Source organism: Williamsia sp. MIQD14 (assembly GCF_051025635.1).
GTDB lineage: Bacteria > Actinomycetota > Actinomycetes > Mycobacteriales > Mycobacteriaceae > Williamsia_A.
Map to the genome: position 1 here is coordinate 141,526 of NZ_JBPFDG010000005.1, position 22,836 is coordinate 164,361.

Consider the following 22,836-nt stretch of genomic DNA (forward strand, 5'->3'; position numbering starts at 1 on the left):
CCGCCGACGAAAGTCATCGGTCCCGAGGGCTCAGGTGATCCGGGTGACGACACCGCGATCACCGTCGACACGAACCCTGTCGCCGGTCGAGAGGGATCGCGTGGCGACAAGGGTGTTGACGACACAGGGCAGCCCGTATTCACGGGCGACCACCGCGCCGTGGGAGACCGAGCTGCCGATGTCGGTCACCAGTGCGGCGATGACGGTGAAATACGGGGTCCACCCCACGTCGGTGACCGGGGCGACCAGGATCTCGCCCCGCCTCACCTCCCGCGCCTCGGTGATCGATCGCGCCACGCGGACAAGACCTTCGACACATCCGCGGCCGGCGGGTCGGCCGATGATCTCGGCGTCGCCTGCATGGTCCGGCGGCCGTGCCACCACCGGCGTCGGACGGCCCACCGAGACGTCGTCGAACTCCAACGCCTCCTGGAACGGCAACGCCTCGCGGCGTCGGAGTGCGGCGCCCACCAGATCGGTGATGTCCTCGGTGCCCACGACGCGGTGCAACTCGGCGAGGTCGAGAAAGTACACGAGGTCGGCGTCGGGGAGCCGTCCGGAGCGTGCGAGCACCTTCCCCAGATGGGAGAAGCCGAGTTTGAGCGAATGCGCCATCGCCGCCAGCTTCGACTTCGTCTCCTCCCGTCCCCGCGCTCCCCCGCGTGCGAGGCGGGCGAGGAACCGGACGGGCGCCGGGATGACCGCCTCCTCGGAACGAGACACCGCTCGCCGTTCGGTGGGAGTCGACGCCGACCGCACCATCACCTGCAACATCGTCCCCAGCCCCTGAGGATCCTCCCCCCAGGACGGGTCGCGCATGCACAGCTCGCGGTATCCACGATGCCCGTGTCGGTGGAGGAATCCTCGAAGAGCCACGCCGGCAGGGCTGCTCGACGCACGGAGCCGGCCCACCGCGTCCTCGGGCTCGGCCGTGAGGAAATCCGCGCCCGACGAACCGGCGGCGATGGCGTGGGCCACCTCGTCGAGTTCGGCCAGCATCACCGCACTCTCGACGTCGGATGCCCCTGCCATCAACCGGCTCGCGGCGGCCCGGCCGTCGTCCTCGGAACCGCCGGCCGACACGGCCCTGCGGATCATGACGCTCTCGAGCACGTTCGCCGCGACCGCGGCACGCGACGAGGACCGGACGTGGGTGACCATCACCTCACAGAACAGACCGACCCCGTCGTCGAGCTGCTGCAACACTTCTCGGGGATCGCCCGAACCGGGGACGGCGAAACCCGCGATCTGGTCACCGAGTCGCCGGATGGCCGGTCCGGCCGACAACGCGAATCCGGTCAGCAGCACGGTGTTGACCAGTCGGCGGACGAACGGTTGCGGGGGCTGGGGTACCAGTTCCTCGACCACCCGGCCGCACACCGACATCGAGAACTGCTCCAGTGAGTTGCCCAGGATCCCCGAGCTGAGGGCCGTGCCCTCGGTCAGGTTGAGGAACATGTGACCCTGGAAGTAGCCGACCTGACGCCAGGGCCTCTCGTATCCCGGCTGAGCTCGCGCCACCACCTGGGTCATCTGCATCGCGTAGTCGATCGCGAAACCCGACACCGCCGCGGTCAGAGGGCAGTAGGCGCCCGGCATCATCTCGCCGATGTTGCAGCGCGTGTAGACGTGGTCGTCGCCGGCCAGCGGTGAATCCATCGCGTCGAGCGCGCCGGGCAGGGTGGTGATGGGACGCGCCTGGAGCCACCAGAGCCGACCGGATCGGTCGATGGCCCATTCGAGATCCATCGGTCTCCCCCAGTGCTCGGCGGCCCGCATCGTGCCCTGCCGGATCGCCTCCAGTTCCTCGGCCGAGACCACGGGATCCGCGCCGACCTCCCGGACGACGCAGTCGCCCTGCGCATCCAGGATCAGATGATCCGATGAGGCGGTGCCGTCGACGAGGGTGTCGCCCAGACCGGCGACCGCGTCGATCACCATCAGATCGCGTCGACCGGTCGCCGGATCCGCGGAGAACGCCACCCCGGCGGCGCGGGCGTCCACCATCTGCTGGACCACGAGGTGCATCGTGGCGACGTCACGACCGGCGTAGGCCGTTGCACGGTGCGATCCGGTCGACGCGGTGCACGTCTGCACGGCCCGCCGCAGGTCGCCCGCGGAGCCCACGCCCAGCACGGTGTCGTACTGACCGGCGAACGAGAGGTCGCCGCCGTCCTCCCCGACGGCCGACGACCGTACCGCCAGCGGCGTCGCCCCCGCGTCTCGCATCCTCGTGAACCACTGCTCGGCGACGTCATCGGTGATGCCGCCCGCGGGGTCGGCGACGACGAAACCCGTCGGGACCGGGAATCCGAGCCGCCGGAGTCGCGCCAGTCCGTGCGCCTTCCCGCCGAACCGGTCGTCGACGATGTCGTCGAACTCGACGGTGGTGGTCACGTCGACCCCGCCAGGGAATCGACGACCTCGGCGAGCGCACCGGCGTCGATCGGGGTGGGTTGGTAGAGGCAGATCCGCTCCGCGATGCCGTCGACGCGATCGCGGATGTGTGCGGCGACCTCGGCGGGGGTCCCGCAGGCGGCGATGGTGTGGAGGATCTCGTCGTCGATCAACCCGGCCATCTCGCTCCACCGCCCCTGCTTCGACATCGCGTTGAGTTCCGGCTGCAGGTCGCCCCACCCGTGTGCGTCGAGCACCGGCCGGTAGGCGGGCGTCGATCCGTAGAACGCAAGCAGCATGCGGGTCGAGGCATGGTCTCCCCCGCCGTCCCGGTCGGACTCGATCGAGACGATGACCTCGGGCACGACCTCGAAGTCGTCGCCCGAGCGGCCGGCCGCGGTGAGTCCGGCACGGACGGCGGGCATGGTCCCCTCGTGCAGGAAGCGCTTCGTCCCGAACGGCATCACCAGCAATCCGTCGGCCACCTCGGCGGTGGCGGCGGTGAGGCGCGGGCCGAGCGCGCCGAGGTAGATCGGCGGTGGGCCGAACGGGTTCGGACCCGGGACGAACGTCGGGGTCATGAGCGTGTGCCGGTGGTAGTCGCCACGGAAATCGAGTCGCTCACCGGTGTTCCACGTCGCGAAGATCGCCCGCAGCGCGCCGACCATCTCTTTCATGCGGTCGACGGGATGATCGAACTGCGCCCCGTAGCGCTTCTCGATCTGCGCTCTGATCTGGGTCCCGAGCCCGAGGATGAAGCGCCCCTCGCTGAGCAGCTGGAGGTCGTTCGCCTGATGAGCCAGCTGTATGGGGTTGCGCGGCAACGCGATCGCGACATTGGACATGAGATCGAGTCCCGGGACCGTCGACGCCAACACCAACGGCGTGAAGACGTCGAACGGCCCCTCGAAGGTGAACACTCCCGACGCCCCGGCCTCGCGCAACACCTCGGCGCGCCCGACGGCGTCGGTGGGGCCGAACAGCGCGGTCATGACCTTCATGGCCGCTGTGCCCGGCCCGCCACGTCGGTCCAGTCGGTGAAGCCCGACGGGTGGTGGGGACCGATGACCCCGTGCTCGAACAGTCCCGCACCGTGGTGCACGGTGCCGTCGGCGTCGGTGGCCACCGCGGAGCAGACGTGGTCGATGAGGCTGAACGCAGCGCGCGCCATCACCTCGGGATCGGTGAGGTCGAAGCCGACGCGTTCGGTGAATCCCTCGCCCTTCCATGTGCCGTGCGCCCACGTCGGGTCGCCGCCGTATCCGGCGCCGAATGCGATCGGCGCGAACAGCTTCGACTCCAGATCGAGTGCGGTGCGGTCGCCGGCGCGATTCATGAACTCGATGTGGGCGCCGCGGGGGATCCGCGTCCCGGGGACGTAGTCGATCTCGATACGCACGCCGTCGAGCTGTTCGACACGACCGTCGGCCCACCGGCGGGTGCAGTCGTACAGGCTCCGCTGTCCCTCGGCGTCCTCCTGGACGATCAGGAACAGTTGGTGGTCGTCGAAGGTCAACGGCAGGTACAGCCACCAGATGCCCTGCAGGGCATCGTCGGGGCGGCCCTGGGGTTCGGATTCGCCGACAGGCCGGATCCCCCAGGACCGATCGCGGCTGGCGACGCTGGTGTCGTGACCGACATCGAGTCGTTCACCGTCGACGTCGATCCAGCCCGACCACGTGCCGACCTGCGCGAAACGGCAGGCATCGAGGGTGACGCGGCGCCGGGAGAGCATCGAGTGCGGGCGCTCGAGCGCTGCGGGGAAGGCTCCGCGCCAGGTGAGGTCGGCGGACATTCCCTCGGTCGGTGCGAGCGTCAGGTGGATCTCCCGCAACGGATCGACGACGTCGACGCGGTAGCCGTTCACGTGGGGGTTGAGGCGGTCGTCGTCGATGGCGTCGCTCAGATGGACGGCGGTCTGGGTGTCCCCGCGGCGGACGACGAAGTAGGCGTCCTTGACGCCCAGTCGGGGGTAGTAACCGATCCCGGTGAGCGCCATGAACCGTCCGTCGCGGTCGAGCACGTTGAAGTACGACCGGTCGTAGAACTGTCGGTCCGAGGGTTGGGGCCAGGTGACGGGAGCCGGTGTCTGATGGATCGGATACTCGTCGAGCGGACTGAGAAGCACCGGACTCTCCCTCAAATACGATGTGTGCCGTATCGGAATTACTCTGGCGTCATGGCACCAGAAAGCCGGAGCGAAAACAAGGGGTCGACGTCGTCGGCCGCGGGGCGTCCGCGGGACTCGCGCATCGACGCCGCGATCATCGCGGCCACACGGGAGTTGATCGTCGAGACCGGTTACCCCGCGCTGTCGCTGTCGGCGATCGCCGCGCGTGCGGGTACGACCACGGCCGCGATCTACCGGCGGTGGTCGGGCAAGACCCAGCTGGTGCACGAGGCGGTGCTCTCTGCCGATGCCGTTCCCGCCGCGGTCGACGCCGACGACATCCACGGTGAGATCCGCGCGGTGGTCGAGACCGTACGAGCCATGTTCGACAAACCCTATGTGCGCGTGGCGTTGCCGGGACTCATCGCCGACACGGTCGCCGATCCCGAGCTGCACGCGTCGATGATCGCTCGACTCGCCGGCAACCTGACGGCATTCGAGTCGCGTTTCGGTCGGGGTCGGCGTCCCGACGACCGCCTACCGATGCTCGCCGAGGTGGTGGCCGGAACGGTCATCGTCCGTCTGATCATCCGGCAGGACGCCGTTCTCGACGACACATGGGTCGAGGAGATGACCCGTTTGATCACCGACCCCTGGACGGCCGAGTCTGTCTGACGGCCATCAGGCGTAGTGGCCGACCGCCCATGCCCGGGCGGCGTCGGTGGTGACCTTCTCGACCAGCTCGCCGTCCTGATACAGACCGGTCTCGACGACGAGCGACGTCTCGATCGCCTCACCCCACGCCTGCACCGGCCCTTCGCCGAACGGCTTGTGTGGGAGCAGGTCGTCGATCATGACCACCGAGTTCTGGTGGGCCAACCGCGCCATGTTGGCGATGTCGGCGGCAGCGACCTCGTAGGTGTGTCCGCCGTCGATGAACAGGACGTCGAACGTCTCCCCCGGGTGCTCGTCGGCGAACGCCGGGACGGTCTGCGTCGAGTCGCCGGTGATCAACGTGTGTCGGCCCGGGAACTCGTCGTCGATGCACTGCTTGGCCGTGGCCACGTACTCGTGGTCGCCGAGGTCGAACGACATCACCTCCACCTGCGGATCGGCGCGGAGGAATGCGTGACTGGAGAACCCGGCGTTGAACCCGATCTCGACGATCCGGCGGACATCTTCGCGGCGTGCCAGGGACTCGAGGAACTCCATCTCGGTGTCGCTCACCGATCCCTCGACGAACCATCCGTTGCTCCGCGCATCGTCGACATTCGCGAGAAGGCGCTCAAAACCCATGTGTCACCGCTTCGTTGCCCTGCGAGCCGTGGTCACGGCCCCGATGTGCCCATCCTAGGGGTCGGCAACACCGTGCCCTCATCCGCTCAGCGGACGACGCGGTACCGCAGGTGGGCCACCCCGGGGGCCTCGAGCACCCGGACGAGTTCCAGCTCCGGCCGGCCCGGCTCGAAACCCTCGAACAACCTCTCGCCGGAGCCGAGGATCTCGGGGCTGAGCTGGATGTCGATCTCGTCGACGATCCCGGCCGCGATCGCCTGGCGGGCGCACGATGCGCCACCGGCGATCGAGATCGGCCGTCCCGCCGCGACGTCGGTCGCCTGCGCGTAGGCCGAGTCGATCCCGTCGGTCACGAAGTGGAAGGTGGTGCCACCTTCGAGTTCGATCGGGTCGTGGGCGTGGTGGGTCAGGACGAAGACCGGGCAGTGGTACGGCGGTTCGTCACCCCACCAACCCGTCCAGTCCGAGGAACCCCACTCGCCGCGCACCGGTCCGAACATGTTGCGTCCCATGATGGTCGCACCCATGCCGTCGAGCATCTCCGACATCACCTGGCGGTTCACGGGGTGATCGAGTCCGGGACCCATGTGCCAGGCGTGGACACGGTGGCCGCCGATCCCGAGCGGGTTGTCGGCACTCTGCTCCGGGCCGGCCACGAAACCGTCCGCCGACATCGACATCGAGAGGTTGGTGTGGCTCATGGGGTCCCCGTTCGGTTGTCGGCTGCGTGCGGCCGGGGCTCGCGCCCGGCCAGCGCGAGAATACGGTGCAGCCGGTCGGCGTCGTCACCGATCGGCGTCACCGGACCGAACGGCCCCGCCCCGGTCTCGGGATCCGGGGGGAACATCGCGAAGAACAGCTCGACCTGGTCGAGGATCGCGTCGTCGACCCGGACGGTCTGATCGGTGGCATGCGCCAGATCCCATGCGTGCACGGTCAGTTCCTCGGCGGCCACGACGGCGTTGTGCGAGGCCGACATCTGACGCCACCGGCGCTCACGCGACCCTCCCAGGCGATCGGCTGCCCCCAGGCCTCGGCGAGATCGTCGAGCTGCGCCGGGATCGCCGTGCGCCAGTCCCCCACGAGACCGTCCGGTGGACGGATCGGGGCCTTGCGTGCGTTGTCGGTGAAGACGCTGCTGAACTGGTGGACGTGTGCGAGCAGATCGCGCACGGTCCAGTCGTCGCACGGGGTGCGACGGTCGAGATCGTGGTCGGAGACGGCGCCGACGATCCGGCTCATCTCCCGTGTCGCGGGACCCAGGTCGAACATCGCGTACCTCCATCGGTCGGTGTCGGTGGTGTAGACCTCGGTCGCGACGCGAACTCATCGGTGGCCTCGCGACCGTTTGATTCCCCTCGTCTCGGTTACCCGGGGAGGAGACCATCGACGAAAGGGACAGACATGGCCACCGGGAACACCACCGTCTGGGTACCGGTCCGCGACATGGACCGCGCGCTCGAGTTCTACCGTGACACCCTCGGACTGGCGGTGAAATCCACCGGTTCGGACTGGTCGGAGATCGACGCCGGAACCCTCACCATCGGACTCAACGGCCGCGAGGAGACCTCACCGCGTGGCGACGCGGGCGGCGCGGTCCTCACGTTCCAGCCGGACGGCACCATCGACGACGAGGTGTCCGCGCTGCGCGACAAGGGGGTCGAGTTCCCGGGCGGCATCAGCGACCACGAGTGGGGTCGTATCGCCCCGTTCGCCGACCCCGACGGCAACGACCTGCAGCTCTACGCGCCGCCCAGCTGACGAAACAGGTCCGGTCCGGCGCCGATCACGAGGACCGGCGCCGACGAGTCGCCGTCGATCAGGTCAGCACCGCACCCTCCGACGCCGAACCGACCAACTTGGTGTACTTCGCCAGCACACCGCGGGTGTAGCGCGGGGGCAGCGGCGCCCAATCCTGGCGGCGCGCCTCGAGTTCGAGCTCGTCGACGAGCAGATCGAGTGTGCCCTTGCCGACGTCGAGGCGGATGGTGTCGCCGTCGGCGACGAAAGCGATGGGGCCCGCGTCGACAGCCTCGGGCGCCACATGTCCGACGCAGAGCCCGGTGGTGCCGCCGGAGAACCGACCGTCGGTGAGCAACAGGACGTCCTTGCCGAGGCCGGCGCCCTTGATGGCGCCGGTGATGGCGAGCATCTCGCGCATCCCCGGACCACCCTTCGGGCCCTCGTACCGGATGACGACGACGTCGCCCGCCGCGATCGTCCCGTCCTCGAGTGCGTCCATCGCGGCGCGTTCGCGCTCGAAAACCCGTGCCGTGCCCTCGAACACGTCGGAGTCGAAGCCCGCCGACTTCACCACCGCACCCCCCGGCGCGAGGGATCCCTTGAGGATGGTGATGCCACCCGTGGGGTGGATCGGCTCGCTCATCGCGCGCAGCACCTTGCCGTCGGGGTCGGGCGGGGCGATGTGGGCGAGGTTCTCGGCCATGGTCTTCCCGGTGACGGTGAGACAGTCGCCGTGGACCAGTCCGGCGTCGAGCAGCGCCTTCATGACGACGGGGACGCCGCCGATCTTGTCGACGTCGGTCATGACGTGCTTGCCGAACGGCTTGACGTCGGCGAGGTGCGGCACCCGCGACCCGACACGGGTGAAGTCGTCGAGGGTGAGCTCGACCTCGGCCTCGTTGGCGATCGCGAGCAGGTGCAGCACGGCGTTGGTGGACCCGCCGAACGCCATGACGACGGCGATCGCGTTCTCGAAGGCCTCACGCGTGAGGATGTCGCGCGCGGTGATCCCACGGCGGAGCAGGTCGACGACGGCCTCACCGCTGGCGTGGGCGAACTGGTCGCGACGACGATCCGGCGCGGGCGGGGATGCGCTGCCCGGCAACGACATCCCGAGCGCCTCGGCGGCGCTGGCCATCGTGTTGGCGGTGTACATACCGCCGCAGGCGCCCTCGCCGGGGCAGATCGCGCGTTCGATGGTGTCGACGTCCTCCCGCGACATCAGTCCGCGGGAGCAGGCGCCGACGGCCTCGAACGCGTCGATGATCGTCACCTGGTGCTCACTGCCGTCGGACAGCTTCGCGAATCCCGGCAGGGTCGATCCGGCGTAGAGGAAGACGCTGGCGAGGTCGAGACGTGCTGCGGCCATGAGCATCCCGGGCAGCGACTTGTCGCAGCCGGCGAGCAGCACCGACCCGTCGAGGCGTTCGGCGCTCATCACGGTCTCGACGCTGTCGGCGATCACCTCGCGGGAGACCAGCGAGAAGTGCATGCCCTCGTGACCCATGGAGATGCCGTCGGACACCGAGATGGTGCCGAATTCGAGAGGGAAACCGCCGGCCGCGCTCACGCCGCCCTTCACGGCCTTGGCGAGACGTTCGAGCGACAGGTTGCACGGGGTGATCTCGTTCCACGACGACGCCACACCGATCTGCGACTTGCCCCAGTCCTGGTCGCCCATGCCGACCGCGCGCAGCATGCCGCGGGCGGCGGTCTTCTCCAGGCCGTCGGTGACGTCGCGGCTGCGGGGCTTGATGTCCGGGGATTCGTTCTCGGGCGACATGGCACTCCTGATCTGTGCGTGGGCGCGGTGGACGGGGCTGTCCGGCACCGATACCGCGAACTGAGCGGCTCGTCGAGAAGTATGCCCCCGGGCTACGCCCGATCGCCGTCGACTCGTGTCATGTCGCCGGTCTCGGGGATGTCCTCGACCCGTTCGTACCGCAGGTGCACGATGCCGCCCGGGCTCACCTCCGGTGACGCGACCAGACGGACCCTCCCGGGGGTGAGTGCGTCGGTGAACACCTTCTTGCCCGCGCCCAGCAGCACCGGATGCAGCCACAGGTCGATCCGATCGAACAGCCCCTCGGAGAGGAGTGTCTGCACGAGATCGAGGCTGCCGACCACCGTCACGTGGTCGTGTCGTTCCCCGATCGCGCGCACCTCGGCGGCGAGATCGGGACCCAGCAGGTTCGACCCCTCCCAGGACAGGTCGGGTGTGGCCCGCGAGGCGACATACTTGGGGATGGTGTTGAACAGGCGCGCGAAGTCGCCGGTCTCGTGGGGCCAGTAGGCGGCGAAGATGTCGTAGGTCCGCCGACCGAGCAAGAGGGCGTCGGTGCCTTCGTAGGCAGCGGTGACCTGCGCGCCGCTGACCTCGTCGACGAGCGGTGCCTGCCACCCGCCCCAGGCGAAACCGTCGGGATCCTCGTCGGGACCACCCGGGGCCTGACCGACGAGGTCGAGGGTGGCGAACAGTGCGATGTGGACTTGTCCCATGGTGGCTCTCCTGCTCGGCGTGTCTGCGGACACCGGTACAGACCGGCCTCGCCGCGATTGTTCATCGGCGGACCCGGCGACGGCGCTGGCACTCTCGCCGGTCGAGTGCTAGAAAAGTGTCGACAGTGCCCGATCGCCCCGAGGAGGTTTGTCATGGATCCACTGAGCAATCCCCTGCACAGCGCCGACGACGCCGATCTGATCGAGCAGTCCACCGAACTCGGCGCCGACCCGGCCGGTCTCGAGGAATACCCCCACACCGACCACGACGAACCGGACGTACCGGACGCGGTGTCGTGACCTGTTCGTGACCGGGGCATCGGTCGCGCACCGAAGTCCGTGAGGTCCTTTCGCCGACCGGTGCCCCGCAATAACGTCGACATCGTGAGTGAAAACGTCGTCAACCCCGCCCTGCCGATCGGCACACGCAAGTCGATCGCCGATCTCGTCGCCGAGGGCCGCACGTTGGCCGAAGTCGCTGCCACATTGGACATGTCGGTCATCGACGTCCTGCGGTGGTATTCCGAGATGGCCGCCGTACTCCACGTGCGAGAACTGTCGGCTCTGGCAAAGCGCCTGCGCGACATGGAATACGGCAACGCCACGGTCAGTCCGTGGCGTCGCGACATGTTCACCGCCGACGTCATCACGCCTGCGGCGCCCGAGGCGCCGGCCTCACTGGCGGGCTGACGCGGGACCTGTCGCCGTCGGTGTGCTCGCGGGGTCCGCACGTACGGTGGGCACATGGACCTGATCACGATCGACACGCCCGACGGAACCGCGCAAGCGCATCTCGCGACACCGCCCACGGGCACCGGTCCCGGAGTTCTGCTCTTCATGGACGCCATCGGACTCCGACCCCAGATCTTCTCGATGGCCGAGCGCATCGCATCGTGGGGATATGTCGTGTTGTCGCCCAACATCTTCTACCGCGACGGTGACGTCGAGACGTTGATGCCGGCGGTCGACCTCCGTGAGCCCGGCGCTCGCGAGGAGTTCTTCGCCGGAGTCGGCCCGCGTATGGCCGCCCTCACCACCGACAGGGCCGTGCGCGACATCGCGGCCTATCACTCGGCGCTCCTCGGGCTCGACGCCGTCACCGGCGACCGGGTGGGAACTGTGGGCTACTGCATGGGCGCCCGGCTCGTGACCCGCTACGCCGGACAGTTCCCGGACAACGTCGCGGCGGCGGCCGGATTCCACGGCGGCGGGCTCGTCACCGACGACGCCGACAGCCCACACCTCGCCGTGGCGTCGGCCCGCGCGGAATTCGTCTACGGCCACGCCGACAACGATCAGTCGATGGACGTCGACGCGGTGGCGGCGCTCGGCTCGGCGCTCGAGGCGGCCGGAATCACGGCCTCGAACGAGATCTACCCCGACGCGCCACACGGCTACTCCATGGCCGACACCTCGATGTACCAGGAAGCCGGCGCCGAACGCAGCTTCGACGAACTGCGCGCGCTTCTGTCCCGCACCCTGGACTGACCCCGCTAGGTGTTCCCACCGGTCACACATAGCGCTACTCTGACATCAGACAATGGCACTGTGTGTGATGGGAACGCGATGACGACGATCGACGATCGACCGACAACCCCGATGACGAGCACCCTCGACCAGGGCATGGAGGCGATCGCCCGACGTCTGGCCGACTCGTCGGTGGTGGCGTCTCGCAATGCGATGACCGAGATCGATTGGGACGCTCCGCTCGACCCGACGAAACACGGGTGCTCCCCCGAGTGGTCGACTCTCTACGGCACCGACTACTGGGACGAGCTGACCGAGGAGCAGCGGATCACCCTCACGCGCCACGAGTTCGCCTCGACCATGACGATCGGCATCTGGTTCGAGATGGCGTTGCAGGCGATGGTTCTCCGCGACCAGCGTTCCTCGTCTGTCCGGTCCGAGGAGTTCCGGTTCGCCCTGACCGAGGTCGTCGACGAGTGTCGGCATTCGCTCATGTTCGCCCTCGCGGCGCAGAAGATGGTGGGCACGTCCTATCGGCCCGGACCGCGGGTGGCCACACTCGGGCGCTTCTTCATGAACACGGCCGGGGGCGAGCTCGCCTACGGCGGCATCCTGGTGGCCGAGGAGATCCTCGACGTCATGCAGCGGGGCTCGCTGGGTGACCCGCGGGTGCTGCCGATGATCCAGACCATCAACGAGATCCATGTGCTCGAGGAGTCGCGGCACATGCGCTTCGCGCGGGAACAGGTCCGCGCGTCGATGGCCGGCGCCGGACGGTTACGCCGTGAGACCAGCGCCGTGTTGATCGCGTTGGGCGCCGAACTGATCATCTCCAGTCTCGTGCGCCCGCAGGCGTTCGCCGACGCCGGCCTCGACCGTCGTCGGGCCGTGGGGGCGATGCTCTCCAACGACCACCACCACCGGATGGTGCGCAGCGGCTCGGTGCATCTCATGGCGTTCCTCGACGAGGTCGGCCTGTTGACCCCGCGCGCGGCGAGGATCTACGCGCGCAACCACATGCTCTGACGCGAGGAGACGGGCGCCGATCGCGACAGGAGCGTACTGTCGGGTCATGACTGATTCGAACACAGGTTCGACACCTGACAACGCGTCCACCACCGGTTCCGATGTCATCGGGGCCGACGCCGGAAACACCACCGAGAAGGATCCCGAGGACTGGGTGACCGGCGACGAGCCGATGACCGGGGCACAGCGAAGCTACCTCGACACCCTCGCGCGCGATGCGGGCGAGACCCTGTCTGCCGACCTGACGAAGGCGCAGGCCTCGGAGGAGATCGAGCGGCTGCGCGCCGCGACCGATCGCAGCTGATCGACGGCGTCGGTGAGGCGCGCGGGCCCCGCGGTACGACATCGTCCGTAGCATCGAGGGATGAACGAAGCGATAGAGACCGCGGGGGTCTTCGCCCTCTCCGACGAGATCACCGTCACCCGGATGGGTTACGGCGCCATGCAATTGGCGGGCCCGCACGTGTTCGGGCCACCGGCCGACCGTGATGCCGCGGTCGCGGTGTTGCGCGCGGTGGTCGATGCCGGCATCACCCACATCGACACCAGCGATTTCTACGGTCCGCACGTCACGAACCAGATCATCCGTGAGGCACTGCACCCGTATGCCGACGACCTGCACATCGTCACGAAGGTGGGCGCGCGTCGGGACGACGAGGGCAACTGGCCGTCGGCGCTGTCGCGCGACGACCTGCGATCCGCGGTACGCGACAACCTGACCAACCTGGGTCTCGACGCCCTCGACGTCGTGAACCTGCGGGTCGGTGGGTTCGGCGAGGCCACGCCCGGTTCGTTGGCCGAGCCCTTCACGCATCTCGCCGAGATGCAGCAGGAGGGACTGATCAAGCACCTCGGCGTCAGCAACGTGAACGCCGAACAGGTGGCCGAGGCGCGCGCGATCGCGCCGATCGTCTGCGTGCAGAACAACTACAACGTGGCCCACCGCGTCGACGACACGCTCATCGACGATCTCGCGGCCGCCGGGATCGCGTTCGTGCCCTACTTCCCGCTCGGTGGGTTCTCGCCGTTGCAATCCCAGCGACTCGACGCGGTCGCCGCGCGCGTGCAGGCATCCCCGATGAGCGTGGCTCTGGCATGGTTGCTCGCCCGCTCCCCCAACATCCTGCTGATCCCCGGCACCTCCTCGCGGGAGCACCTGCGCGAGAACATCGCGGCCGCGGCGCTCGCGCTCCCTGCTGACGCGATGGCCGAACTCGACGCCCTCGGCTGATCGGGGTGACGATCGCGCCCGCCTGCTTCTGTGGAGATCTCCTGCCGGTGCGCAGGATGTGCTGCGCGCCACAGCCCGTGACGTAGGGTCTGACCCCAACCGGTTTCCAGCACGGGACCGCAGTCGTAGGGGGAACGATGAGGCTTCGAACGGTCGGATCGGGTGAGACGCGGTCGGTCGCCGCGTGGCACGACACGTCACAGCAGTGGGTCGACCTCGACGCCGCGGCACAGGCGATCGAGCCCGGTGCGCGCGGCGATCTGACCCGCGACATGCTCACGTTCCTCGCCTCCCGCGAGCGCGGCCGTGCCACTGCTGCGTCGCTGATGGATCGTGCGGTGGCCGACGGTGTCGCGGTGATCACGCCGACACCCACCCGTCCACTGCAACCGGCGTCGTTGCGCTGCTTCATGGGATGGGAACAGCACTGGAGCCAGGCCGCCCACCAACTGGTGCGCCGCAATCTCCCCGCCGCCATGCCGTTCATCCGCGGTGTGGAGATGGTGACCCGCAAGGATTTCCCGGCTCTGCGTCCGGGTGCGTCGTTCGCCGATCATCCGATGTACTACACGGGCAACCACCTGACCGTCCTCGCCGACGGCGCCGTGGTCCCCTGGCCCTCGTACTCCGATCTGCTCGATGTCGAGCTCGAGTTCGGGATGATCGTGGATCGACCGCTGCGCGACGCCACACCCGCGCAGGGTGCCGACGCCATCGGCGGGTTCGTCGTGTTCAACGATCTCAGCGCACGCGACACCCAGTGGGACGAACAACGCAACGGGTCGTTCGGACCGGTGGTGAAGACCAAGACGTTCGCCAGCTCGATGGGGTCGGTGATCGTGACCGCCGACGAGGTGCTGGGTCGACTCGACGACCTGTCGGCGTCGGTGGTGGTCGACGGCGAGACGTGGTCGTCCACCGGCACAGCGGGATTGCGGTACGGGCCGGGCGAGACCGTGGCCTACGCGAGCCGCGGCGAGGACGTGTACCCCGGCGAGATGATGACCTCGGGCACGCTCCCGTCGGGCTGCGGACTGGAACTCGACCGCTGGATCGCCCCGGGCAACACGGTGACCCTCTCGATCGACGTCATCGGCTCGGTCACCAACACCATCGGGTCGAAAGGCTGACGGTGGAACCGCCGTCAGGTCGTCCGGGCGGTGCGGATCACCCGGTCGATGATCTGCTCGATCACCGACTGATCGTCGTCGCCACGCGGCGCGTAGAGGAACAGATAGCTCTCGGGGAGACCGAGCCTGCCCGCCAACGGATGTCGCTCGCCCCAACCGCGGTCGATGATCTCGTGGACGTCGCCGGGCGCAGCCACCACATGCATCGATCCCTGCCCGTGCACGTGCGCGATCTCGCCGTGGGCGTGTCGCGCCCAGTCGGTGTCGGGATCCGAGCAGAACAGGGCGTCGCCGCGCTTCTCGAACCGGCTGCGCGCGAGATGGAATCCGTTGTGGTCGGCGGCATCTCGTAGACGTGCTTCCAGTGTCGCCACGCGCGCGGCGTCGGCGTCGGCCCCGGTCTCCCGATGGGGTATCGGATACGGCGCGATCGACGGCCGGCGTCCGGCGCGATCGGTCAGCTGCAGACGTCCCACGTGGTCGGAGGTCGGATCGTCGCCGCTGATGTCGAGCGGATCACGGCCCCACGGCCGCAGTGCGCTCGTGACGACCCAACCGATCGGGTTGGCGGGCAGACCGCCCGGCCCGAGGTCTTTCCATCCCCGATAGTTCTCGGCCAGTCGGTTCATCGGTGTCTCCGATCCGTGCAGGTGGCGGTGTCCCGGCGGCGCATGGGCACGCTCGCCCGCGCTTGTGCACACTTGTGCACAAAGAGCATCATGGCAGTGAGCCGTGTCACGCGTGCAGAAGGTGGGATGAGGATGAGTCGGGGCGACGCAGTACGGATGAGGTTGAGATGGTGTGCGATGCACGGGTTCCTCCGGTTCATCGCCGGCCGTGCCGCTGCCGCAGGTGATCTGCAGGCGCGGCTGATCGCCGATCCGGCGGCACGTGCGGATCCGACCGGGCTCTACCAGGAGATCCGCGACGCCGCCCCCGTGGTGCGGTCCCGCCTGGCGAGCGTGACCGTCGATCACGAGGTCGTCCACGCGACTCTGCGCTCCGACGACTTCCGGACGATCGTCCTCGGGTCCCGTCTCCCGGGTCCTCTGAAGTGGATCGAGCAGCGGACGCGGTCGGGCGCTCTGCACCCGTTGCGTCCGCCGTCGCTGCTCGCCACCGAGCCGCCCGAGCACACCGGGTACCGCAAACTGGTGTCGTCGGTGTTCACCGCGCGGGCCGTCGCGGCGTTGCGTGACAACGTGCAGGAGACGGCCGACCGGTTGCTCGACGGGCTGATGGACCAGAGCGGCCCGATCGACATCGTCGAACGGTATTGCGCGCAGTTGCCGGTCGCGGTCATCAGCGACATCCTCGGCGTCCCTGAGTCCGAGCGTGGACGTGTCCTCGAATTCGGTGAGCTCGCCGCTCCGAGCCTCGACATGGGTCTCACCTGGTCGCAGTTCACCCGCGTGGAGACCGGACTCCTCGGGTTCGATCAGTGGCTGTCGGATCACCTCGCGGCGTTGCGTCGCAATCCCGGCGACGACCTCATGAGTCAGCTGATCCGCGCGACCGAGGACGGGGTGTCACTCACCGACGACGAGCTGCGGGCCACCGCCGGACTGGTGCTGGCCGCGGGCTTCGAGACCACGGTGAACATCCTGGGCAGCGGTATCGATCTGCTCATCAAGCACCCCGAGCAGTTGGCGCTGCTGCAGGAGGACCCGTCGCTGTGGGCCAATGCGGCCGACGAGATGCTCCGTCTGCAGGCCCCGGTCCAGATCACCGCACGTGTCGCCCGTCGCGATGTCGAGGTCGGCGGCGAGCAGCTGACGAGGGGTGACCTGGTGGTGCTGGTGCTCGCCGGCGCCAACCGCGATCCCAAGGTGTTCACCGACCCCGAGCGTTTCGACGTGACACGGGAGAACGCCAACAAGCACCTGTCGTTCTCCGGGGGCCGGCACTTCTGTCTGGGCTCGGCTCTGGCCCGGGCCGAGACCGAGGTCGGGCTCAAGTCGCTGTTCGACCGTTTCCCGCAGATCGCCGCGGCGGGTCAGGGCACGAAGCGAGACACCCGCGTGCTCAACGGGTTCGCGCACCTGCCGGTGCTGCTGGCCCAGCGCAGCCGCGAGAGCGCCCACAGCCAGTAGCCGCGGGCGCCCTCGTGGTCCGGGTCAGCGGGAGGAACCCACCAACCCCAACGACCGCAGGTCGGCGACGTACTTCGCGATGAGTTCGGCACTGAGGTGCGGGATCTCGCCGTGGTCACCGATACCTGCCTCGGCCACCGCGGCGGCGAATCGGCGTGACGGGATCGCCGAACCGGCGATCGCGGTGTCGGGCTCGGCGAACGCGTGCAGCAGGGGCAGCAGCGACGCCCGCCGCTGCGCCTCGGGCAACGCCCGGATCGAGGTCTCGAAACGCGAGATCCACGACGCGTAGTCGTCGACACGGGTCACCGTGACGCCGCTGTCGATCAGCCAGTCGACGACGGTGTCGAGCGAGATGCCGTCGTCGTGCGGGTTCACCACGTTGAAGGTCTCGTACCCCTTCTGCACCGACGAACCGAGGTCGGTGATGGCGGTCGCGGTGAAGTCGGCGGGGAGACCGTCGTAGTGCGCTCGCGGCCGATCGGTCGACTCGTCGTCGCCGCGATAGAACGAGCGGGGAGCGACGCCGGTCGCGATCACGCTCAGGACGAGCCGCGTGAACATGTCCGGGACGTTGAGCTGGCCGCCGAATGTGCTGTGCGCCAGGATCATGTCCGATCGGAACACCGCCACCGGCACCTCGCAGAGATCGTGGGCCTCGCGGAGCAGGACCTCACCGGCCCACTTGCTGTTCCCGTAGCCGTTCGCGTAGGTCTCGTCGACCGAGCGACGAGCGCTCGCCGAACGGATGTCGAGGTCCTCCTCGAGGATCGACGGCCCGCCGTCGGCCGCGACACCGACCGTCGACAGGTAGGTGATCGGCTTCAACCGGCTGGTCAGTGCGAGCGCGATCAGCTCGGCCGTCCCGACCACGTTCGGTCCGAAGAGCTGGTCGTAGGGCAACACGTGGTTGACCAGGGCGGCCGGGTGGACGATGAGATCCACCTCGTCGGCCAGACGCTGCCACGTCGCGGTGTCCAGACCGAGATCGGTGTCGGCGATGTCGCCGGCGAGAACCTCCAGTCGTCGTCCCGCGAGTTCCCGGAATCGTGCCAACAGGTCGGGATCGCCGCTGTCGAAGGCGGATTCGAGTCGGGCGCGGGCATCCTCGGCGTAACGCCCGCGGATGATGCACACCAACCGACCGTCGGAGGCGTCGAGGCGCTCGAGCCATTCGAGGCACAGGAAACGGCCGAGGTAGCCGTTGGCCCCGGTCAACAGCACGGTCCCAGGCTTCTCCGGTGCCCGGGGCAGGGACGTTGCCGCCGAGAGGGTGTCGGCGTCGATGAACTTGTCGAGCGTGAGCTGCTCGGCGAACACCTCGGTGGCGCCCTTGCCGTGCACCGACGTGAAGGTGGGTCGGACGGCGCCCGCCCGTGCACGTTCGATGTGCTCGGCGATCGCGCTCAGGTCGGTCGCCGCACTCATCAGCACACCCACCGGGATCTCGACATCGAAGATGTCGGTCAGCAGGTTCGAGAACGTCAACGCCGACAGCGAATCGCCGCCCAGATCGGAGAACCGAACACTCCCCTCGACCTGACCCGAGCCACCCACCGTGGCCATCGCGGCGCGGGTCACCGTCTCGAGCACGGGACGGTCCCCGCCGTGACGGCGCAGGTCGCGCAGTTCGTCGTTCTGCCCGTCGGCAATCTGGGTGTACAACGCCTCGAGGCGGTCGCGGTAGTGCTCGGTGAGCGCCGGCCGCAGCAACTTCCCGACACCGGAGAGCAGACCCGACTCCCGGGTGAACGGCGACCGCTCGACGATGATGTCGCGCGGGATCTCGTAGGAGTTGAGTCCCGCGGTGCGAGCGGTGTCGCCGATCGCGTCGAGCAGGCGGGCACGCAACGCGTCGTCGTCGTTCACGTCGGCCGCCGCCTCGTCGGTGGGCACGACAACACCCAGCAGGAATGCGCGAGAGCTGTTGCCGTAGACGAAGATCTGCGCCACACCCTCGGCGGCGACGAAGATCGCCTCCAGCCGCGACACGGCCACGAACTCGCCCTGGGAGAGTTTGAGGACGTTCTTGCGGCGATCGAGGTACACGAGGTGGCCCGGCTCGGTCTCGGCCATGATGTCGCCGGTGAGGTAGAAGCCGTCGTCGTCGAAGACCTCGGCGGTGACCGCATCGCGCTTGTAGTAGCCGGGGAACATCGAATCCGACTTCAGGACGAGTTCGCCGCGCGGGTGCGGGGTGTCGCTGGTGTGGTAACCCAGCTCGGGGACGTCGATCAGCTTGTACTCGGTCACCGGCGGCTGGTTGATCACGCCGTTGATGAGCACCGGACCGGCCTCGGTGGAGCCGTAACCGTCGACCAGCGGAACGTCGGCGCAGGTGGTGATGAACTCGGCCATCTCCGGCGCCAGGGGCGCGGTGCCGCACATCGCCGACAGCACCCGACCGCCGAGCAACTCCTCGCGGAGCTCCACCTTCACCGCCTCCTCGACAGCCTCGGCGTCGGTCGCGTCGGCGCCGAGTCGGTGGTCGACCTCGCTGCGGAAGCGCTGGAAGATCATGTCGCACACGCGAGGGACGAGCATGAGCGCGGTCGGACGGACGAGGGCGAGGTCCTCGAGCAGCGTCGACAGGTCGCTCGCCGCGACGAAGTACGCGGTGCCGCCACTGCCGAGGGTCTTGGCGAGGACGGCGCGACCGGCGACGTGGCTCATCGGCATGTAGTTGACCGAGATCTCGGGGATCTCGCCGGTGTCGAACCAGAACGTGGTCCACAGGCGTGCGACGTTGCGTGTCGGGTACATCGCGCCCTTGGGCGTGCCGGTGCTCCCCGAGGTGTAGATCAGGGTCGCCAGCGCGTCGGCCCACGAATCCTGGGCGCCGGAGTCGGGCGTCCCGAACGCGGGCACGGCGGGCGCGGTGCGACCGCGTTCGATGACGTCGGCCAGGGTCTCGAACGCGGTGTCGGTGCCCGACAGGCGCTCTCGTGCCTGCGCGATGAGGTCGCGGTGGTCATCGTCGTCGGTGAAGTTGTCGAACACGACCAGTCGTGACGGTGCGAAACCGCTGGTGATGAGCTCGACGGCGTCGGTGAGGTGATCGATCGACACCGCGAACACGGTCGGCTCGGTCTCGGTGATGATCGGGGCGAGCGCCGCGGGGGTGGCACTGGTCTGCAGGGGGACGCTGACCGCGCCGAGATGTGCACAGGCGAGGTCGATGACGGCGTAGTCGACGCTCGTGAAGCCGAGGGTGGTCACGAACTGCCCGGGGCGCACGAACTCCGACCAGCCGGCGGCGACGGCGGAGATGCGGTCGGCGAGCTCGCGGTAGGTGACGGTGTCGAAGCGCGGGAGGAGCGTGCGGGTGGTGCGACCCGTGGACGCGTCGGTCGTGGTCTCGGTGGCTCGGGTGCCGAGAGCCGGCCGGTCGGCGTAGGCCTGCAGGACGGTGGAGATGATGACGGCGAGCGGTGTGTCGGGGTCGTGCGAGCCGGACAGGTCCGGGTTGGGAAGGGCTGCGGCGACCTGGGGGTCGTTCTCGGAGAGTCGGTGCAGACGCTCGGCGACATGGGCGTCGAGTCCGTCGCGCCGCGCGGTGTCGGCTGTGTCGTCCTGGGTGGGTGTGCTCATGTGATGCCCTCCTGTCGCACTCCCGCATCAGCGGGTGGCTCGGCCGTACGTCGAGCCTTAGTACCGCTAACGAAGGGCGGAGGTCGCGATATTTCCTCGTCGAGTGTGTCGAATGTCTCTCAGGAGGATTCGTCGTCGGAATAGGGCGATTCGCCCGTATCCAGCGGCAACGAGGGATCGGCGAGGTAGGCGATCGTCTCGTCGATGCGGGCCGCGATCACCGCGGGTGCCTGATAGACGAGGCGGCCCGGCAGTCGTTCCAGGGCCGAGATCGCGTCGGCGATCGGTGTCAGGGCGCCGTCGGGCGCGGTGCCGGTACCGAGTGCGACGAGACGGTCATCGAGGGCGAGCACCGCATCGTCGAGCCGGCCGAGGGAGGCCGCCGAGACGAGGTCGGAGCGCAGGGTGTGGTTCTCGTGGACCAGGGCGATCGCGTAGCGGAGACGGCGGTGCAGCAGGGGTGCGGGGTCGTCGGATGTCGCCCATTCGCGTGGTGCGTTGCCGGGTCGGCCGGGGAGCACGTCGACCGACCGCGCGAAACGGCGCACACGCAGCATCGAGTCGATCACGAACCATGCGACGCCGATGAGCACGGCCACCGCGAACACGATGGTGACGACGACGATGAGGAGCGACACGTCGTTCATTGTCGCCGCCGGGTCCGTCGGCGGACAACGCGCCCCGACCCGCGCGACCGATCGCGGCTCAGGATGCGGGCGCGACGGTGCCGCGGCGGTGCGACTTCTCCAGGTACATCGCGGCGTCGGCGCGTCGCCATGCGCCGTCGAGACCGTCGGCGGGTTCGTAGCGTCCGACGCCGATGGAGGCGGACACTTCGTTGCGCGACAACGTCTCCCGGATCGTCGCCACCACCTCGTCGACGACGCTCATCGGCGAGTTGCTGATCAGGATGCCGTATTCGTCGCCGCCGGTGCGCGCGACGACCGCGGGGACGTCCACCACCGACGTCACCAGCGCCGCCACCCGACGCAGGTGGTCGTCCCCGGCGTGGTGACCGTGGGTGTCGTTGGTGAGTTTGAGGTCGTCGAGGTCGATCACCACGACCGCGCCGGGGTCGCCGAAGCGGCGGAACCGTGCCTCCTCGACCGACAGCAGGTTCTCCCACCCGCGACGGTTGAGCAGTCCCGTCAGGGCGTCGGTGTCGGCATGACGGTGTGCCGCCTCGAGTGCGCGTGCCACCGACGTCGCCTGGAGGTCCGCCTCGAGAATCCGCGACAGCAACGACGCCAACAGGCGGATGAGGTCGGTGTGTGTGTCGGTGTCGAACGGCAACCGGTCACGACCGAAGCCGCAGATCGAGCCGAAGAGGGTGCCGTCGGAGTTCGCGAGAGGGAACCCGACATAGCTCGCGGCCGGCGATCCCGTCGTGTCGACGACGGCGGCGTACTCGGGCACCGCGCGCAGGTCACGGGCGATCAACGGTCCACCGTCGGGGGTCAGGTACTGGCACATCGCGTTCGACCAGGCCACCACCGAACCCGGTCGCACGCCCAGGTCGGTGTCGTCGACCGTGAGGTAGATCTGTCGCTCCCCGTCGAAGCGCGTGACCGTCCAGGTGCCGATCGGGAACACCTGTCGCAGATGGTCGAGAACGTCCTGGGAGGCCTCGTCGAAGCGCGGTTGCGACCGTTGCATCGGGGGTGCCGGATGCATCTGCGCTCCTTGATCCGGTGAACTCTCCCGCGTGGAGCGCTCGTTGCCAACGCACTGTTCTCGTTCGCCGTCACGATATCGTTACCGATCGACCGCGGGATGTCGGCAGATGTGTTGCGACTCCGCCCCGGCCGTTCGTCAGCGGCCGAGAAGACGTGGCAGGCGGTGCTGGATCCGCTTGGCTGTCACGAGCCGACTGGTGAACGCCACCGCGAGGGAGGCGAGGAGCATCGCGGCGCTGATGATCCAGGCGTCGGCGAACGACGTGCTGCGACCCACGGCGTTGCCGCTGAAGCCCAAGGTCACCCCGCTGAGCACCGCGGAGCCGAACGCGGGATACGACGCCTTCGTCTCCAGCTTGATCTTCCAGTCGACGGCATCGCGTCGTAGGTCGGCCACCGAACGCTCCGAGGGCCCGCCGCGCCGCGACTCCCGCCGTGCGGCCTCGATCGCGAGCTCGAGATCGGGGTCGTGCGGGGCGTTCCAGGCGCGGGTCAGCGACCAGATCCAGCCCAGAACGATCACGACATCGCAGATGGCGAAGGCCACCGTGCTGATGTTCGTCACACCGCCGATGGT

The 22,836-nt window shown here is 68.6% G+C and carries 24 protein-coding genes; 10 read left to right on the top strand and 14 right to left on the bottom strand.

The features are described 5' to 3' along the window. Positions 1 to 30: 30 nt before the first annotated feature. The 3 genes from ACQ7HM_RS18110 to ACQ7HM_RS18120 are packed head-to-tail and all read right to left on the bottom strand — an operon-like array spanning position 31 to position 4,525. Positions 31 to 2,397: a PEP/pyruvate-binding domain-containing protein gene (locus tag ACQ7HM_RS18110; protein WP_434217641.1), complete on the bottom strand. Its 2,367-nt coding sequence runs from the start codon at positions 2,395 to 2,397 to the stop codon at positions 31 to 33. Beyond that, positions 2,394 to 3,398: a TIGR03617 family F420-dependent LLM class oxidoreductase gene (locus ACQ7HM_RS18115; RefSeq protein WP_434217642.1), complete on the bottom strand. Its 1,005-nt coding sequence runs from the start codon at positions 3,396 to 3,398 to the stop codon at positions 2,394 to 2,396. The genes ACQ7HM_RS18110 and ACQ7HM_RS18115 overlap by 4 nt, the downstream gene beginning before the upstream one ends. Then, a complete protein-coding gene (locus ACQ7HM_RS18120; RefSeq protein ID WP_434217643.1) occupies positions 3,395 to 4,525 on the bottom strand; it encodes a hypothetical protein in 1,131 nt (376 codons plus the stop codon). Before ACQ7HM_RS18120 ends, ACQ7HM_RS18115 begins: the two co-directional genes overlap by 4 nt. A 51-nt stretch (positions 4,526 to 4,576) precedes the next feature. Here ACQ7HM_RS18120 and ACQ7HM_RS18125 point away from each other — a divergent pair, with 51 nt between their 5' ends. Next, positions 4,577 to 5,182, top strand: coding sequence for a TetR-like C-terminal domain-containing protein (locus ACQ7HM_RS18125; protein ID WP_434217644.1), 606 nt, complete (start codon positions 4,577 to 4,579; stop codon positions 5,180 to 5,182). Between the two features lie 6 nt (positions 5,183 to 5,188). On the opposite strand, the gene ACQ7HM_RS18130 is transcribed toward ACQ7HM_RS18125, so the two are convergent. The 4 genes from ACQ7HM_RS18130 to ACQ7HM_RS18145 form a co-directional block, all read right to left on the bottom strand. Next, positions 5,189 to 5,803, bottom strand: coding sequence for a class I SAM-dependent methyltransferase (locus tag ACQ7HM_RS18130; RefSeq protein WP_434217645.1), 615 nt, complete (start codon positions 5,801 to 5,803; stop codon positions 5,189 to 5,191). 86 nt (positions 5,804 to 5,889) lie between these two features. Beyond that, positions 5,890 to 6,504 carry a dihydrofolate reductase family protein gene (locus tag ACQ7HM_RS18135; RefSeq protein WP_434217646.1) on the bottom strand — a complete coding sequence of 205 codons (615 nt, stop codon included), beginning with the start codon at positions 6,502 to 6,504 and terminating at the stop codon, positions 5,890 to 5,892. Next, positions 6,501 to 6,782 carry a hypothetical protein gene (locus ACQ7HM_RS18140; RefSeq protein ID WP_434217647.1) on the bottom strand — a complete coding sequence of 94 codons (282 nt, stop codon included), beginning with the start codon at positions 6,780 to 6,782 and terminating at the stop codon, positions 6,501 to 6,503. The genes ACQ7HM_RS18135 and ACQ7HM_RS18140 overlap by 4 nt, the downstream gene beginning before the upstream one ends. Beyond that, positions 6,740 to 7,075 (bottom strand): maleylpyruvate isomerase N-terminal domain-containing protein, encoded by a 336-nt coding sequence (locus tag ACQ7HM_RS18145; RefSeq protein ID WP_434217648.1) that lies wholly within the window; start codon positions 7,073 to 7,075, stop codon positions 6,740 to 6,742. The genes ACQ7HM_RS18140 and ACQ7HM_RS18145 overlap by 43 nt, the downstream gene beginning before the upstream one ends. Before the next feature lie 132 nt (positions 7,076 to 7,207). On the opposite strand from ACQ7HM_RS18145, the gene ACQ7HM_RS18150 reads away from it, so the two are divergent. Continuing rightward, positions 7,208 to 7,564 (top strand): VOC family protein, encoded by a 357-nt coding sequence (locus ACQ7HM_RS18150; RefSeq protein ID WP_434217649.1) that lies wholly within the window; start codon positions 7,208 to 7,210, stop codon positions 7,562 to 7,564. A gap of 58 nt (positions 7,565 to 7,622) precedes the next feature. Here ACQ7HM_RS18150 and ilvD read toward each other — a convergent pair whose 3' ends face one another. Both ilvD and ACQ7HM_RS18160 read right to left on the bottom strand, forming a co-directional pair. Further along, positions 7,623 to 9,329: a dihydroxy-acid dehydratase gene (ilvD, locus tag ACQ7HM_RS18155; protein ID WP_434217650.1), complete on the bottom strand. Its 1,707-nt coding sequence runs from the start codon at positions 9,327 to 9,329 to the stop codon at positions 7,623 to 7,625. A 92-nt stretch (positions 9,330 to 9,421) separates the two neighbouring features. Then, a complete protein-coding gene (locus ACQ7HM_RS18160) occupies positions 9,422 to 10,045 on the bottom strand; it encodes a dihydrofolate reductase family protein (RefSeq protein WP_434217651.1) in 624 nt (207 codons plus the stop codon). 153 nt (positions 10,046 to 10,198) lie between these two features. On the opposite strand from ACQ7HM_RS18160, the gene ACQ7HM_RS18165 reads away from it, so the two are divergent. The 7 genes from ACQ7HM_RS18165 to ACQ7HM_RS18195 all read left to right on the top strand — a co-directional run bounded on the left by ACQ7HM_RS18165 (position 10,199) and on the right by ACQ7HM_RS18195 (position 14,899). Continuing rightward, entirely contained in the window at positions 10,199 to 10,345 is a 147-nt protein-coding gene (locus ACQ7HM_RS18165; RefSeq protein ID WP_434217652.1) for a hypothetical protein, read from the top strand. A gap of 84 nt (positions 10,346 to 10,429) precedes the next feature. Then, the gene (locus ACQ7HM_RS18170; RefSeq protein WP_434217653.1) at positions 10,430 to 10,735 is read left to right on the top strand and encodes a hypothetical protein; all 306 of its coding nucleotides are present in this window, start codon (positions 10,430 to 10,432) and stop codon (positions 10,733 to 10,735) included. Positions 10,736 to 10,789: 54 nt separating this feature from the next. Beyond that, positions 10,790 to 11,533: a dienelactone hydrolase family protein gene (locus ACQ7HM_RS18175; protein ID WP_434217654.1), complete on the top strand. Its 744-nt coding sequence runs from the start codon at positions 10,790 to 10,792 to the stop codon at positions 11,531 to 11,533. A 78-nt stretch (positions 11,534 to 11,611) separates the two neighbouring features. Then, the gene (locus ACQ7HM_RS18180) at positions 11,612 to 12,538 is read left to right on the top strand and encodes an AurF N-oxygenase family protein (RefSeq protein ID WP_434217655.1); all 927 of its coding nucleotides are present in this window, start codon (positions 11,612 to 11,614) and stop codon (positions 12,536 to 12,538) included. 46 nt (positions 12,539 to 12,584) lie between these two features. Next, positions 12,585 to 12,842, top strand: a complete 258-nt coding sequence (locus ACQ7HM_RS18185; protein ID WP_434217656.1) for a DUF3072 domain-containing protein — start codon at positions 12,585 to 12,587, stop codon at positions 12,840 to 12,842. 60 nt (positions 12,843 to 12,902) lie between these two features. Next, positions 12,903 to 13,769 carry an oxidoreductase gene (locus tag ACQ7HM_RS18190; RefSeq protein ID WP_434217657.1) on the top strand — a complete coding sequence of 289 codons (867 nt, stop codon included), beginning with the start codon at positions 12,903 to 12,905 and terminating at the stop codon, positions 13,767 to 13,769. A 137-nt stretch (positions 13,770 to 13,906) separates the two neighbouring features. Beyond that, entirely contained in the window at positions 13,907 to 14,899 is a 993-nt protein-coding gene (locus ACQ7HM_RS18195; protein ID WP_434217658.1) for a fumarylacetoacetate hydrolase family protein, read from the top strand. A gap of 14 nt (positions 14,900 to 14,913) precedes the next feature. Here the strand turns inward: ACQ7HM_RS18195 and ACQ7HM_RS18200 are convergent, their stop codons facing one another. Next, positions 14,914 to 15,528 carry a hypothetical protein gene (locus tag ACQ7HM_RS18200; RefSeq protein ID WP_434217659.1) on the bottom strand — a complete coding sequence of 205 codons (615 nt, stop codon included), beginning with the start codon at positions 15,526 to 15,528 and terminating at the stop codon, positions 14,914 to 14,916. Positions 15,529 to 15,705: 177 nt separating this feature from the next. Here ACQ7HM_RS18200 and ACQ7HM_RS18205 point away from each other — a divergent pair, with 177 nt between their 5' ends. After that, positions 15,706 to 16,992 carry a cytochrome P450 gene (locus tag ACQ7HM_RS18205; protein ID WP_434217660.1) on the top strand — a complete coding sequence of 429 codons (1,287 nt, stop codon included), beginning with the start codon at positions 15,706 to 15,708 and terminating at the stop codon, positions 16,990 to 16,992. 24 nt (positions 16,993 to 17,016) lie between these two features. On the opposite strand, the gene car is transcribed toward ACQ7HM_RS18205, so the two are convergent. The 4 genes from car to ACQ7HM_RS18225 form a co-directional block, all read right to left on the bottom strand. Then, positions 17,017 to 20,583 (bottom strand): carboxylic acid reductase, encoded by a 3,567-nt coding sequence (gene car / locus ACQ7HM_RS18210; protein WP_434217661.1) that lies wholly within the window; start codon positions 20,581 to 20,583, stop codon positions 17,017 to 17,019. Between the two features lie 119 nt (positions 20,584 to 20,702). Next, complete coding sequence (locus ACQ7HM_RS18215; RefSeq protein WP_434217662.1) at positions 20,703 to 21,221, bottom strand: hypothetical protein; 519 nt, start codon at positions 21,219 to 21,221, stop codon at positions 20,703 to 20,705. A 67-nt stretch (positions 21,222 to 21,288) separates the two neighbouring features. Continuing rightward, positions 21,289 to 22,257: a sensor domain-containing diguanylate cyclase gene (locus ACQ7HM_RS18220; protein ID WP_434217663.1), complete on the bottom strand. Its 969-nt coding sequence runs from the start codon at positions 22,255 to 22,257 to the stop codon at positions 21,289 to 21,291. 138 nt (positions 22,258 to 22,395) lie between these two features. After that, positions 22,396 to 22,824 (bottom strand): hypothetical protein, encoded by a 429-nt coding sequence (locus ACQ7HM_RS18225; RefSeq protein WP_434217664.1) that lies wholly within the window; start codon positions 22,822 to 22,824, stop codon positions 22,396 to 22,398. Between the last annotated feature and the right edge of the window lie 12 nt (positions 22,825 to 22,836).

Excerpts from the sequence above, each read along its gene's own strand:
- ACQ7HM_RS18145 (WP_434217648.1), bottom strand. The coding sequence starts at position 7,075 with ATGTTCGACCTGGGTCCCGCGACACGGGAGATGAGCCGGATCGTCGGC.
- ACQ7HM_RS18150 (WP_434217649.1), top strand. The coding sequence starts at position 7,208 with ATGGCCACCGGGAACACCACCGTCTGGGTACCGGTCCGCGACATGGAC.
- ACQ7HM_RS18160 (WP_434217651.1), bottom strand. The coding sequence starts at position 10,045 with ATGGGACAAGTCCACATCGCACTGTTCGCCACCCTCGACCTCGTCGGT.
- car (WP_434217661.1), bottom strand. The coding sequence starts at position 20,583 with ATGAGCACACCCACCCAGGACGACACAGCCGACACCGCGCGGCGCGAC.
- ilvD (WP_434217650.1), bottom strand. The coding sequence starts at position 9,329 with ATGTCGCCCGAGAACGAATCCCCGGACATCAAGCCCCGCAGCCGCGAC.
- ACQ7HM_RS18165 (WP_434217652.1), top strand. The coding sequence starts at position 10,199 with ATGGATCCACTGAGCAATCCCCTGCACAGCGCCGACGACGCCGATCTG.
- ACQ7HM_RS18180 (WP_434217655.1), top strand. The coding sequence starts at position 11,612 with ATGACGACGATCGACGATCGACCGACAACCCCGATGACGAGCACCCTC.
- ACQ7HM_RS18175 (WP_434217654.1), top strand. The coding sequence starts at position 10,790 with ATGGACCTGATCACGATCGACACGCCCGACGGAACCGCGCAAGCGCAT.
- ACQ7HM_RS18115 (WP_434217642.1), bottom strand. The coding sequence starts at position 3,398 with ATGAAGGTCATGACCGCGCTGTTCGGCCCCACCGACGCCGTCGGGCGC.
- ACQ7HM_RS18200 (WP_434217659.1), bottom strand. The coding sequence starts at position 15,528 with ATGAACCGACTGGCCGAGAACTATCGGGGATGGAAAGACCTCGGGCCG.
- ACQ7HM_RS18190 (WP_434217657.1), top strand. The coding sequence starts at position 12,903 with ATGAACGAAGCGATAGAGACCGCGGGGGTCTTCGCCCTCTCCGACGAG.
- ACQ7HM_RS18185 (WP_434217656.1), top strand. The coding sequence starts at position 12,585 with ATGACTGATTCGAACACAGGTTCGACACCTGACAACGCGTCCACCACC.
- ACQ7HM_RS18205 (WP_434217660.1), top strand. The coding sequence starts at position 15,706 with ATGCACGGGTTCCTCCGGTTCATCGCCGGCCGTGCCGCTGCCGCAGGT.
- ACQ7HM_RS18195 (WP_434217658.1), top strand. The coding sequence starts at position 13,907 with ATGAGGCTTCGAACGGTCGGATCGGGTGAGACGCGGTCGGTCGCCGCG.
- ACQ7HM_RS18140 (WP_434217647.1), bottom strand. The coding sequence starts at position 6,782 with ATGTCGGCCTCGCACAACGCCGTCGTGGCCGCCGAGGAACTGACCGTG.
- ACQ7HM_RS18135 (WP_434217646.1), bottom strand. The coding sequence starts at position 6,504 with ATGAGCCACACCAACCTCTCGATGTCGATGTCGGCGGACGGTTTCGTG.
- ACQ7HM_RS18125 (WP_434217644.1), top strand. The coding sequence starts at position 4,577 with ATGGCACCAGAAAGCCGGAGCGAAAACAAGGGGTCGACGTCGTCGGCC.
- ACQ7HM_RS18130 (WP_434217645.1), bottom strand. The coding sequence starts at position 5,803 with ATGGGTTTTGAGCGCCTTCTCGCGAATGTCGACGATGCGCGGAGCAAC.
- ACQ7HM_RS18220 (WP_434217663.1), bottom strand. The coding sequence starts at position 22,257 with ATGCATCCGGCACCCCCGATGCAACGGTCGCAACCGCGCTTCGACGAG.